General features: G+C 40.7%; 14 protein-coding genes. 2 read left to right on the top strand and 12 right to left on the bottom strand.

Annotated elements, in window-relative coordinates:
• Positions 1–81: 81 nt before the first annotated feature.
• The 5 genes from QFZ87_RS09455 to nadB form a co-directional block, all read right to left on the bottom strand.
• Positions 82–1,071, bottom strand: a complete 990-nt coding sequence (locus QFZ87_RS09455) for a phosphotransferase (RefSeq protein ID WP_309860386.1) — start codon at positions 1,069–1,071, stop codon at positions 82–84.
• Positions 1,058–2,770, bottom strand: a complete 1,713-nt coding sequence (safA, locus tag QFZ87_RS09450) for a SafA/ExsA family spore coat assembly protein (protein WP_309860384.1) — start codon at positions 2,768–2,770, stop codon at positions 1,058–1,060. Before safA ends, QFZ87_RS09455 begins: the two co-directional genes overlap by 14 nt.
• Before the next feature lie 194 nt (positions 2,771–2,964).
• Positions 2,965–4,062, bottom strand: coding sequence for a quinolinate synthase NadA (gene nadA, locus QFZ87_RS09445; RefSeq protein ID WP_309860381.1), 1,098 nt, complete (start codon positions 4,060–4,062; stop codon positions 2,965–2,967).
• Position 4,063: 1 nt separating this feature from the next.
• Complete coding sequence (gene nadC, locus QFZ87_RS09440) at positions 4,064–4,912, bottom strand: carboxylating nicotinate-nucleotide diphosphorylase (RefSeq protein WP_309860380.1); 849 nt, start codon at positions 4,910–4,912, stop codon at positions 4,064–4,066.
• Positions 4,881–6,458 (bottom strand): L-aspartate oxidase, encoded by a 1,578-nt coding sequence (nadB, locus tag QFZ87_RS09435; protein ID WP_309860379.1) that lies wholly within the window; start codon positions 6,456–6,458, stop codon positions 4,881–4,883. Before nadB ends, nadC begins: the two co-directional genes overlap by 32 nt.
• Before the next feature lie 153 nt (positions 6,459–6,611).
• On the opposite strand from nadB, the gene QFZ87_RS09430 reads away from it, so the two are divergent.
• Positions 6,612–7,742 (top strand): IscS subfamily cysteine desulfurase, encoded by a 1,131-nt coding sequence (locus QFZ87_RS09430; RefSeq protein ID WP_309860377.1) that lies wholly within the window; start codon positions 6,612–6,614, stop codon positions 7,740–7,742.
• 71 nt (positions 7,743–7,813) lie between these two features.
• On the top strand, positions 7,814–8,353 hold the full coding sequence (locus QFZ87_RS09425; RefSeq protein ID WP_309860375.1) for a transcription repressor NadR: 540 nt from the start codon (positions 7,814–7,816) through the stop codon (positions 8,351–8,353).
• A 33-nt stretch (positions 8,354–8,386) separates the two neighbouring features.
• On the opposite strand, the gene pheA is transcribed toward QFZ87_RS09425, so the two are convergent.
• The 7 genes from pheA to rplU all read right to left on the bottom strand — a co-directional run bounded on the left by pheA (position 8,387) and on the right by rplU (position 12,853).
• Positions 8,387–9,244 carry a prephenate dehydratase gene (pheA, locus tag QFZ87_RS09420; protein ID WP_309860373.1) on the bottom strand — a complete coding sequence of 286 codons (858 nt, stop codon included), beginning with the start codon at positions 9,242–9,244 and terminating at the stop codon, positions 8,387–8,389.
• 68 nt (positions 9,245–9,312) lie between these two features.
• Complete coding sequence (locus QFZ87_RS09415; RefSeq protein ID WP_309860371.1) at positions 9,313–9,768, bottom strand: ACT domain-containing protein; 456 nt, start codon at positions 9,766–9,768, stop codon at positions 9,313–9,315.
• Between the two features lie 26 nt (positions 9,769–9,794).
• The gene (obgE, locus tag QFZ87_RS09410) at positions 9,795–11,084 is read right to left on the bottom strand and encodes a GTPase ObgE (RefSeq protein ID WP_309860369.1); all 1,290 of its coding nucleotides are present in this window, start codon (positions 11,082–11,084) and stop codon (positions 9,795–9,797) included.
• Between the two features lie 62 nt (positions 11,085–11,146).
• Entirely contained in the window at positions 11,147–11,683 is a 537-nt protein-coding gene (locus tag QFZ87_RS09405) for a Spo0B C-terminal domain-containing protein (RefSeq protein ID WP_309860367.1), read from the bottom strand.
• A gap of 208 nt (positions 11,684–11,891) precedes the next feature.
• Complete coding sequence (gene rpmA, locus QFZ87_RS09400) at positions 11,892–12,185, bottom strand: 50S ribosomal protein L27 (protein WP_191269736.1); 294 nt, start codon at positions 12,183–12,185, stop codon at positions 11,892–11,894.
• Positions 12,186–12,530 (bottom strand): ribosomal-processing cysteine protease Prp, encoded by a 345-nt coding sequence (locus QFZ87_RS09395; protein ID WP_309860364.1) that lies wholly within the window; start codon positions 12,528–12,530, stop codon positions 12,186–12,188. It abuts the gene before it with no gap.
• A 14-nt stretch (positions 12,531–12,544) separates the two neighbouring features.
• Positions 12,545–12,853, bottom strand: coding sequence for a 50S ribosomal protein L21 (gene rplU / locus QFZ87_RS09390; RefSeq protein ID WP_283919673.1), 309 nt, complete (start codon positions 12,851–12,853; stop codon positions 12,545–12,547).
• Between the last annotated feature and the right edge of the window lie 13 nt (positions 12,854–12,866).

Below are 12,866 nucleotides of genomic sequence, written 5' to 3'. Positions count from 1 at the left end.
TAAAATAACATCCTGAGACTGACCTTTGAGTCCTTCTCATTTATAGGGTGTTATTTTATAGGGGATTTCATTCTGGCAAATTCATTTTACTATTTCCTGTAAATGGTCAACAAATTTTTTTCTTGCATAATACTGTTTAATCGATAAATCGGTTACTTGCTTTAATTTTACAGAATCAGTATACGATTTTTCTCTAATTAACCGGTTCCACTCCCTGAAAATATCAGCTGGATAGGCTAGTGCATACAGAAAAGCCTCTTCATGAGCATAGTTTTTCATTTGGTTATGCTTGATCAGCTTTTCAAATGACCAATCTACTGAAGGAAGAATCCGGTTTGCGTATTGTAAATAATCAAATGCAGGTGGGCCGATACAGATTAAATCAAAATCAATTAAATGCAAACTTCCCCTGTGATCGCGTAAAAAATTATGATGCGCTACATCACCGTGTAAAATCACCAGGGGGTCCTTGAAAAAATGACGATACTTTTTTTCCATTCCAGCAAGGGCCCATTTGGCCCAAGAAACCATATCCGCTAGGACCAACTCATTGATAAAATACTTTATGAAGGGAAAATTAGCGGTGAATATATTGAACCGTTCTGTCCACTTTTCAAGTAGATGTCCTTTAGGAAGCAAGGTACGGTATCGGGCCTCAAATAGACTCGTGGTTTGATGAAATTGTTCTAATAGCTCCAGTCCTTCTTGACGATTCTTTTCAGTATGGAAAGAAAACGCTGTTTTATGTGGTAGCAGATATTCGATACATCCAAAATAAGTCCCTTCAAAAAATAGCTGTTCTTTTACTGAAGGGGTTAAATAGGAATAGGTTTTTGTAAATCCTTCCTTTTTCAGTGTATCGGTAAAGACTTCTTGAAGTCTAAGTCTACTATTAGTGGAATAGCCTTTTATAATGTAAGTATTTTGCTCCGTTTTCAAAAAAATAACGGTTTTTCGAAGCGGTACAAACTGGGTAATCCTTTCATAAAACTGGGACTGAAAATAAGAGAAGAGACGATCATAATAATCATCGTCTCCTTTTTTGTTAGCTGACATATTAATTGCTTTCATCTCGGTAACCCGGCATACCGTAAGGAGCGCTTCCTGGTACTCCCATTCCATATGGATTCATATATGGTGGCTGAGCGGCATTCATTGGACCCGTATAAGGCGCACTGTAAATAGGTGGAGTTGGTGGTACAAATGTTGACGGCATGGCTGCAGGAGCACTTTCAGCCGTCGGCATGGCACCCATATAAGGTGTTGCCACAGGACCACCACAACCGCAGTCACCCATTGCAGCTGTACTCATCGGATACCCTTGAGTTGGATAAGGGTTTTGCATGTAAGGCATTTGACTGCCTGCAACAGGCATCATCATTTCTGGTGATTCAAAATCAGTTACCCCATATGGGTTCATACCGCCCATTTGTGGATATCCGTAAGGCATTTGGCCACCCATACCATAAGGATTTGTCATTCCTGGGTTTCCGTACATCGTTCCAGGCATCATTGGAGCTTGCATGGATTCTCCCGGGTTCTGTGATGGCATTGTAGTCGGAGCGGCACCCATTGGCATTTGACCATATCCTGCTGGCATCTGGCCGTAGCCCGTTGGCATTTGACCCATTCCTGCTGGCATTTGGCCGTAGTCCATTGGCATTTGACCCATTCCTGTTGGCATCTGGCCGTAGCCCATTGGCATTTGACCCATTCCTGTTGGCATCTGGCCGTAGTCCATTGGCATTTGACCAATTCCTGTTGGCATCTGACCATAACTTGCTGGCATTTCGCCCATTCCTGTCGGCATCTGACCGTAGCCCGCTGGCATTTGACCGAATGCTGTTGGATTCATATAAGGATTTTGCATCTGCTGCTGGAATCCTGGGTTCTGTGCACCCATCATTGCTCCTGGGTTGTATGCTGGATTCATGACAGGCACTTGTGGCATAAAAGATGATGATTCATCATCATGGAAGTATGGAGCTGCCATACCAGGTGCAGCCGCTGTCATTGGAGCTACGCCTGGATTACCTGGAACCATACCTGGAGCAGGCATTCCCATTCCCTGCATTTGCGGATATGGCATCATCGGAAATCCACCAAATGGTGGGCAAAAGCCCGGACCAGGCATAACGGGCGTCATAGGAACGCATTGTTCTTGAACCGGCATTTCAGCAATAGGGGCTTCAACTGGCGGCGGTGCAGGAACATAGTTCTCTTTAATTGGCATTTCTTTCATAGGTACTTCATTTATCGGTACTTCTTTCTTCGGAACCTCTTTTACTTCTGGAAGGATATTGGCTGGTTTAGGCGGCAGCTGAGGTTGCTGAACCGTCATATTTTGCATATTCATCATGTAATAATTGTTAATATCAATTTCTGGGACGATTTGTAGAGGCATTTTTGGAGTATAGGGTGTTTTTGGTACTTCTTTTACGATTGGTTTTTCTTTGACAATTGGTGTTTCTTTTTTAATTGGTGCCTCTACCATCGGCATTGGCACAGGTTTCTCTTTGGCGAACGGTTGCTCAGCAATCGGCTTTTCTTTCTTTACACCTAAATTGATTGTTGTTTCCGGTTTCGTTCCCATAGGGGATTCTTTCTTTATGCTTCCTCCTGTTGTTGGGACTTTTATTTTCATACCGGGCATAATCATATCAGGGTTGCTGAGCTGTGAATTAAGCTTCTTCAGCTCTTCAAAATTCACGCCGTACTTCTTGGCGATTTTCCAAAGAGTATCCCCTTTCTGTACGATATGGATCTTCACTCTGATTTCCCTCCTATGCATAAGTCCATATAGTGTATGTGAAAATGGGCAAAGTGCTATCATTCTTCAAAAAAACTTATGCTGCTTTTTGAAAAAATATGTATAAGGTCGAAAGAAAGGACAGACAGTTATACTTCACTGATAACTGCAAAAAAAGATGCCATTTTAGAAAATGACACCTTTTTTTACGTGGATTATGAATTTTGCAGCATTTTTTCAAGTGCCAGTTTTGCATTTTGGGCAATTTCCGGACTCACTTTAATAATATTTTGTGTTTCTTCCAAGGTATCCAGGCTCCAAACTAAATGAGGTAGATCGATTCGGTTCATAGTCAGGCACGGGCACATATGCGGATTTAATGAAATGATTTTTTTATCAGGATGATTTTTTATTAGTCGATTAACCAGATTCATTTCTGTTCCAATCGCCCAAGCTGTTCCAGACTTAGCATTCTCAATAGCATGTATAATATAACTAGTTGAGCCCGCCATATCCGCTAGCTCGACTACCTCTCGGCGGCATTCTGGATGAACAATGATATTCATATTGGGGTATTGGTACCTAGTATCAATCACATTTTGAACAGTAAAATTTTCATGAACCGAGCAATGCCCTTTCCAAAGAATGACTTTAATTACTGAAATATCACCATCGAACTCCAACTCATTGGTTATTGGATTCCAAATGGCCATCTCGTCTAAGCCTATACCTAAATCAGCTGCAGTATTTCTGCCCAAATGCTGATCAGGCAGGAAAAGAATTCGTTCTTTTTTCTCAAATGCCCATTTAACCATTTTCTCTGCATTCGAAGAGGTTACCGTTGCTCCTCCATGGGCACCTACAAATCCCTTGATGGCTGCTGTTGAATTCACATAGGTTAAAGGAAGAATCGTGTCGTCAAAAAGTTCCTGAAGCCGTTCCCAGGCTCGTTCTGTTTGCTGGATATCCGCCATATCAGCCATTGAACATCCTGCGCGCATATCTGGCAAGATTACCTTTTGCTTTTCAGATGTTAAAATATCTGCTGTTTCTGCCATAAAATGAACGCCACAGAAAACAATAAATTCGGCCTCGGTATTTTCCGCTGATAATTGTGCAAGCTGTAGAGAATCACCAGTCGCATCAGCAAACTGAACGACTTCATCTTTTTGATAATGATGCCCTGGAATAAACAAACGGGACCCTAGCTGTTTCTTTATTTCCATTGCCCGGCTTTCGAGTTCATCACGTGTCATTTGCTTATATTTTTCAGGAATTATACTATTTTTTTCTAACGCCGCTAAAAAATTCACCTTACTCCTCCCCTTTGTTCCATCGGACTTTTACACTTATGTCTAATGCTTTATAAGAATGAGTTAAGTAGCCAAGCGAGATAAAATCCACACCAGTTTCACGGTAATCGGCGATATTTGTTAATTGGATTCCACCTGAGGCTTCGGTGATGATAGACGGCGGAACTAATTTAATCAATTCCTTAATTTCATTAGGTGTACGGTTATCAAACATAATGACATCTGCGCCTGCATTTACTGCTTCAAGCACTTGTGCTTCCGACTCAACCTCGACCTCTACCTTTACCATGTGACCAGCATTTTTCCTGATCGCTTCTACTGCCTTTGTAATAGAACCAGCAAAGGAGATGTGATTGTCTTTAATCATGACTCCATCGTATAATCCGAAACGATGATTAAAACCTCCTCCACAGCGCACAGCATATTTTTCAAGCATACGCAGGCCTGGCGTCGTTTTCCGTGTGTCACAAATTTTCGTATGACCACTGTCAAGGGTATTAACTGTTTTTCGAGTTAATGTGGCAATCCCACTCATCCGTTGAACAAGATTGAGAATGACTCTCTCTCCCTTTAGTAAATCAGCAATTTTCCCTGAAACGTGTGCAAGCTCTTGTCCAATTTCGAATGACTGACCATCTTTCACAAATACCCGTGCTGAAATAGTAGTATTTAATAGCTGGAACCCCGTTTTAATAATCTCTTCACCGCAAAAAATTCCAGCTTCTTTTGCTAGAAAAACAATTTCCCCATTTGTATCATCTGTAAAAATTAAATCTGTGGTAATATCTTGTTCGCCGATGTCTTCAATAAAATATTGCTCAAGTAGCGAGCGCAGTTTTAGTGTGTTCATTGGGTTTCTCCACTCTATGTCTATAATTGTGAATAATTGATTTCCTTAACCACATTTTGTCATCTTCCATTGGATAATCACTCCTAAAATGACCACCCCTGCTTTCTGTCCTCTTTAACGCGGACTCTGTAATCAGCTTGGAAATAATCAGCATAAAAACCTTTGTCATTTCTGCTGAAGAACAAGCATCTAAATCGATTTCTTCCGGCTTGTATTGGTCGATCCAGGCTAGCTGCTTCATAAGATTACCTTCATTTCTAACAATTCCAACCCGCTCCATCATTAAATCCCTTATCTGTTGAACATCTGGTAGATCAAAGCTCTCTTTTTTAAAAGAAGGATAGAATGGCTTTGAATCTAAAGATTGAGTTTCTTTTTTGCCTTCATTGATCCATTTTGATAATTGGTCGCCTTGATATAATCCTTCTAAAAGGGAGTTGCTGGCTAAACGATTGGCACCATGTAATCCCGTGCAGGAGGCTTCTCCAATCGCATAAAGTCCCATAATGGAAGACCTGCCGATTAAGTCTGTTTTAATTCCTCCCATTAAAAAATGGCTTCCTGGAGCGACAGGGAGTTTTCCATCCGAAATACGGATTCCATTTTCCTCGCAAATCGTTGTAACCGAAGGAAATCTCTTTTCAAATTCAGCAATTTTACTGATATCTAAATAGACCTGGTTACCGTTTTTCAGACATTCATATATTCTTTGTGAGACAACGTGTCTTGGGCCTAGGTCCTTTAAAGGATGAACTCCCTTCATAATAGGAGTCCCGTCCTCCGTGATTAGGGTTGCCCCTTCCCCTCTAACAGCTTCCGATATTAATCCTTTTGTTTCTCCGTTTACAAATAAGAGTGTAGGGTGAAATTGAACAAATTCCATATCCACAATTTCCGCTCCTGCTAAATAGGCCATCGCAATTCCATCACCACTTACCGTTTTCGCGTTTGATGTGTAGCTATATAGTTGACCGCAGCCTCCTGAAGCGATAATGATATAAGTGCCATAGAAGCTTCTTATTGACCCATCTAAGGCTTTAGCTTTAACCCCAATACAGCGGTTTTTTCTTGTATTTAGGAGTAATTCATAGGCGAAGACATTCTCTTCTACGATGACATTGTCCTTAAGCTTACTTATCAGATGCTCCATGACATTTTTACCAGTGGCATCACCGCCGCCATGAACAATTCTCTTTTCGCTATGTGCCCCTTCCATCCCAAGAAAAAGTTCACCCAGTTGATTTTTATCAAAAATATCGCCTTGTTGTGCCATCTTCTTTATAAGTAAAGGTGCGGCATGAATGACTTGTTGAACCACATCTGAATGGTTGTAAAATCTTCCTGCTTCTAGCGTATCGACCATATGTTTTGTTGGGTGGTCGTTTGCACCCAAGGCTGCTGCAATCCCCCCCTGGGCAAGATAGGAATTTGCGGTTCTTATCTTTTCTTTTGTGAGTATCCTCACATTTAAATCCAGTTTTAATTGATTGGCAAGCTGCAATGCCGCTACTCCACTTCCAATGATTAATACATCATCTTTTGTCATGTTCTGACCCTCCTGACATAACAGGTGTCTTGACATATATATTTACATACAATTAAACTAAAAACAAGTACTTTAATAGAAAAATAGAAGGACAGTTAACTAGAGCTTTAGATTCTAAGGCTTGAACCAAAAAATGAGTATGGGAGAAGTTTCATGATATATTGTGATTTTGCAGCCACAACGCCTATCGATCCAGAAGTAGCGCAGGTATATACAAAAGTTGCAACAGAATACTATGGCAATTCCAGCAGTCTTCATGATATCGGTGGACTTTCACATTCATTACTTGAAAATTGTCGAGAAGAATTAGCCAATCTAATCGGGATTGATAAAAATGGGCTTTTTTTTACCAGTGGTGGATCGGAAGCGAATTTTTTAGCGATTGAGGCATTATTGTCCTCCCCTAAAAAAGAAGGGAACCATATTATTGCTGGAATAGCGGAGCATTCATCTGTCCATGGAACGCTTAACAGGTTAAAAAATGTTGGATATGAAATCACTCTGGTACCGTTTGATTCAGCGGGACTGATTGATCAAGAACAGCTATTGCATGCAATAAAATCTGATACGATTTTGATGATCCTGCAACATGTAAATTCAGAGATAGGAACAATCCAGCCTATCGAAAAAATGGCTAAAGTATGTAACGTTAACAACATACACCTGCACTGCGATGTTGTTCAATCCTTTGGTAAAATAGATATAAAACCCATCGCTTCTCTTGTCAGTAGTTTATCTTTTTCTGGTCATAAAATTTATGGACCAAAAGGGATTGGGGGAGCCTATGTCGATCCCCGAATTAAGTGGGAACCATTTTTTCCTGGAGCCTCTCATGAAAAGGGATTCCGCCCTGGTACGTTAAATATCCCAGCCATAGCTGCCATGACAGTAGCCGCACAGAAAATTCACGCAAGGCTCAGTGAGGATACCATTCTTTTTCAGTCGTTGAGGCGTAATTTTATTGAGGCACTTGGTCCCATAAAAGACAGAATTAAGCTTTACCAAGCTGGCGAGGAGTCTCAGCTTCCTTCTATCATCGGGCTTGGAATTAGTGGCATCCAGGGACAATGGTTGATGCTTGAATGTAATCGATTAGGCTTTGCTATATCAACAGGAAGCGCCTGTCAGATCGGGATGCAACAACCCGCAAAGGTAACTCAGGCACTTGGGCTAAATTCGGAAGAAGCAAAGGAGTTTATACGGGTCTCTTTTGGTCAAAGCACCTCCCTTGAGGATGTTGTCCGTCTTGGAGAAACGATTGTTACTATTGTAAAGACATTTTGAGGTGTTCCCTTATTAAATCAAACGAAACTATGCTAGAATGGTAAAACAGAATTAGATGTAGGAGGAATTGTATGGTAGAGCAAAAGAAAATATTGGGAGAGGAAAGGAGGTCCCTCATTCTTCAACAGTTAAAGGACAGCCCCATACCGTTAACAGGCAGCGAGCTAGCAAGTAGAACTAATGTTAGTAGACAGGTGATTGTAGGGGATATCACACTGCTTAAAGCAAAAAATGAACCGATTATCGCAACCAGTCAAGGGTATATTTATTTACAGCAAAACTCTAGTAAAAGTACGTTTGACAGGACGATTGCGTGTAGACATTCACCTGAGGACACTGAAAAGGAGCTTAATTTGCTCGTTGACCATGGAGTATTAGTGAAAGATGTCAAAATTGAACACACGGTTTACGGAGATTTAACTGCATCGATTATGGTTTCTAATCGTCAAGAAGTTAAACAGTTTATGCAAAACATCCAGAATACAGGGGCTTCATTATTATCTCAATTAACAGATGGAATCCATCTTCATACCATTTCAGCCTCAAGTATTGATATCTTAGATAAAGCAGAAGCCGCGTTAAAAGATGAAGGCTATCTCATTGAATCATAAAAGGACTCGCTATATGCAGCGGGTCCTTTATTTTTAATCTAGTTTTACCATTATGGATGGATAACTGCCTAATAATGTTACGCCGCAGCCTAACGCTTCTAACTCCGCCATAGCGCCCGGAATCAAAACCTCATCAAGTTTCATTTCAATGTCAATTATGAAAAAGTAATTGCCAATTCCTGTCTTCATAGGTCTTGATTCAATTTTTGAAAGGTTTAATTTTCTCCACGCAAAGGCAGATAACACTTGATGAAGTGCCCCAGCTTGGTCATCTGCAGGAAGCGTCACCATCAACGTTGTTTTGTAATGAGTCGAACCACTTAATACTGAAAAATCAAAATCGGATTCAGTTAAAACCACAAAACGAGTATGGTTGTAGTCAAAATCATGAATGTTCCTTTTAACAATGGCCAGCCCATATTCTTTTGCAGCCAGTTCATTCGCAATCGCAGCAGATTTTAATTCAGGTCGTTCCATAACAAACTGAGCAGCCGCTGCCGTTGAAGATACAGCCTCATATGGGATGCCTTTAAATTGGTTATGTAAGAATTTATGGCATTGAGCAATGGCATGAGAATGGCTGTAGATTTTGGAGACTTCCATCCAATTTTCTGCATTAGATGGATGAACCATTAGATGTTGCTTAATAGGTAACGTAATTTCCCCAACAATTGGAACCTGAACCATATGTGTTAAATAATCAAGTGTAATATTAACGGACCCTTCAAGGGCATTTTCAATCGGTACCACAGCAAGGTCTACTTCCTTTTCTACTAAGGCATCCATGCTTTCAGGAATGGTTCGATACGGCATAAGATCAAATCCTGGAAAAACCTTCTTAACTGCGAGTTCTGTAAACGTAGCTTTTGGTCCTAAAAAACCAACCTTCATTCTTCTCCACCCCCAAGAATATAAAAAGAAGGCTGAAAACAGCCAAGCATAATGAACAATCGGTTCATTTATGCACCTGTTCCCAGCACTTCTACTTTCTCGACAAATTCAAGCTTTCTTAACTCAGAAAGCACTTCATCGAATCCCAAAGTCAAGTTCGATGTGTTTAACGACAACGTCACGTTAGCTCTGCCCTGAAGTGGAATCGTTTGATGAATAGTTAAGACATTACAGCCAGACGATGCAACTACTCCTAAAAGTTTGGAGAGAGTGCCGGAGCGATCCTCTAAATGGAAAAATAGGGTGATAAGCTTTTCCTTTGTAATCGTTGAAAAAGGAAAGACCGTATCTCTGTATTTATAATAGGCGCTTCTGCTTAAATCAACCTTTTGAACGGCATCTGCCACCGATTCTGCTTTGCCACGTTCAAGCATATCCTTCACATCTATGGTTTTTTTCATCGCTTCAGGCAACACATCTTCACGGACCAGATAAAATTTTTTATCAACGTTATCCATCTTCATCTCTCTACCTCGATCTCTTACAGAAACTAATCAATAAACTCAAATTCAAATTCCATCAACTTAACGATATCCCCGTCTTTTGCTCCTCTTTGTCTTAATGCTTCATCTACCCCAAGAGTACGAAGCTGGCGTGAGAAACGGCGAACAGATTCTTCTGTTTGAAAATTAGTCATTTTAAACATTTTTTCAATCTTTTCACCAGAAATAACAAACGAACCATCTGGCTCTCTCGTAATATAAAAAGCCTCTGGGTCTGCTTCGTGCTTATAAAGAACACGATGTACGCCTGTATCCTCTTCTTCATGGTCAAGCGGGAACTCTGGAGTTTGCTCAATCTTATCTGCAATAGAGAATAAAAGCTCCCTTAGTCCCTTTCTAGTAATTGCTGAAATTGGGAATATTGGATAATCCTCTTCGAGACGTTCTTTGAATTTTTGTAAATTCTCTTCCGCTTCCGGAATGTCCATTTTATTCGCAACAATAATTTGCGGACGCTCTGTTAGTCGGAGGTTATATTCTTCTAACTCTTTATTAATACTCAAATAATCTTCAAATGGATCCCGGCCTTCAGTTGCTGCCATATCGATGACATGAACAATGACCCTTGTCCGTTCAATATGTCGTAAAAATTGATGTCCTAGACCTACGCCTTCATGTGCACCTTCAATTAAGCCTGGAAGGTCTGCCATAACAAAGCTTCGATTATCTTCTGTTTCAACCATACCAAGGTTAGGAACAATCGTTGTAAAATGATATTCCGCAATTTTTGGTCTTGCGGATGAAACCACTGATAATAAGGTTGATTTCCCTACACTTGGATAGCCTACAAGACCAACATCAGCAAGAAGCTTAAGTTCTAATATTACTTCGCGCTCCTGTCCAGGTTCACCATTTTCAGCAATCTCTGGAGCCGGATTTGACGGGGTAGCGAATCGAGAATTCCCTCTACCTCCGCGACCACCTTTAGCAATAATTGCACGCTGACCATGTTCAACAAGATCGGCTAGAACTTCTTTTGTCTCAGCGTCAATGATTACCGTACCCGGTGGGACTTTAACGAGCATATCCTTCGCGTTTCTACCGTGCTGATTTTTTGACATTCCATGTTCACCACGTGGCGCCTTGAAATGACGTTGGTAGCGGAAATCCATTAAGGTACGGAGTCCTTCATTTACTTCAAAGATCACATCTGCCCCTTTACCGCCATCACCGCCAGCTGGACCGCCTTTTGGTACATATTTTTCACGGCGATAAGCGACAATCCCGTTGCCACCGTCTCCACCTTTTACATATATCTTCGTTTGATCGACAAACATCTTATTCCTCCCGACTTGCACTTTTAAATAAACTGATGTATTACGAAAACGCCTTCAAGCCCTTATAAAGCAGGCATAAATATTTCTACAGAGAGTTCATTTTCAGTGAATTCCTTCACCTCTAGCTCTAATGGCTTCTTCTGGTCAGAAAGGCATTCTTCAATCAGTTCCCTTTTTAGTATTATCCCGCTAAAATCAAAAAAGAAACGAACTCCATCTGATTGCGGTTCAATTGTTATTGATAAATGATTTTCCTGGAATGCTTCAATTGCCTTATTTAAACATGAAAAAAAGGAATTTGTCCAACTTGTAATCATTATGTCATCAATTTTTGTTGACTCAGTGTCTTGAAAAACCTCATATTCCAGTTTAAATGAAGGGTTCACCCAATTGGATTTTAATAGTAAGGAAGCAAACAAAGGCATATGTAAATTTGAAAGCTTGGTCTCATGCTGAGCCTCAATCACAATTTCATCAATTACTGCTTTTGCCCGGTCCATTCGATTTAAATCCAAGTTTCCCTTTATTAATTGCAGTTTGTTTAACCAATCGTGTCGTGAGTGCCGCAACACTTCAACGATATCCCATTCTCTCTCCATACTCACACTCCTACATAAATCCGGAACATTGTTTGCTGTTAGTATATCAAAAAAATTTCCAAGAGTAAGCATTTTTATCTGAATGATTTGGTTTGTGGTAAAAAATGAGCTTGACGAAGTAGTTTCCTTGAAGAGTTTTGATGGAAGGTGTACTTTCGCAGCAAAAAGAAAACTCTAACCAAACAGGTTAGAGTTTTCAAAGTAATCCTTAAGCTTCTTGAGCTACTGGATAAACGCTCACTTTTTTGCGATCACGACCGAAACGTTCAAATTTCACAACGCCGTCAACTTTTGCAAAAAGAGTGTCGTCGCCTCCACGGCCAACGTTTTCACCTGGGTAAATCTTTGTACCGCGTTGACGGTAAAGGATTGAACCACCAGTTACAAATTGTCCGTCTGCACGCTTAGCACCAAGGCGCTTTGCGATAGAGTCACGTCCGTTCTTTGTAGAACCTACACCCTTTTTAGATGCAAACAACTGAAGATCTAATTTTAATAACATTTATTCCACCTCCTGCTTTTTGAAGGTAATTTTTATGTGCTCTCCGTATGTTTCTTCAATCGATCGTAATGAGACAGCCATTCCTTCGAGAAGAATCTGGATTTTCTCATATACGTCCTCCGGAAGTTCTTCCGGGATAACGCAGCGGAGAAAGCCATCTGCCCGATGTTCAAGGTCTGGAGTAACGCCGGTAAGCTCGTGCACCGCATTGATAGCACCAACGGACACGGCGGATACGCCTGCACAGACGATATCTTTTCCACGATCCGCGAACAAGGCATGACCGCTTAGTTCGAATGATTGAATTTTTCCGGATTCAGTACGATAAATAGTAATACCTATCATCTTTTTTCAACACCTTACGCGTTGATTTTTTCGATGATTACTTTAGTGTAAGGTTGACGATGACCTTGCTTCTTACGATTGTTTTTCTTCGCTTTGTACTTGAAAACAATGATTTTCTTCGCACGGCCTTGTTTTTCAACTTTAGCTGTAACAGTAGCGCCTGCAACAACAGGACTTCCAACTTTTACAGTTTCACCGCCAACGAAAAGAACTTTGTCAAAAGTAACAGTCTCACCAGCTTCAACATCTAATTTCTCGATGTAGATAGCTTGGCCTTCTTCGACTTTCAATTGCTTACCGCCAGTTTCGATAATTGCGTACATGAACTGCACCTCC

The sequence above is a fragment of the Bacillus sp. SLBN-46 genome (assembly GCF_031453555.1).
In the GTDB taxonomy this organism is placed as follows: Bacteria; Bacillota; Bacilli; order Bacillales; family Cytobacillaceae; genus Neobacillus.
This window is presented reverse-complemented; position numbering and strand designations above follow the sequence as displayed.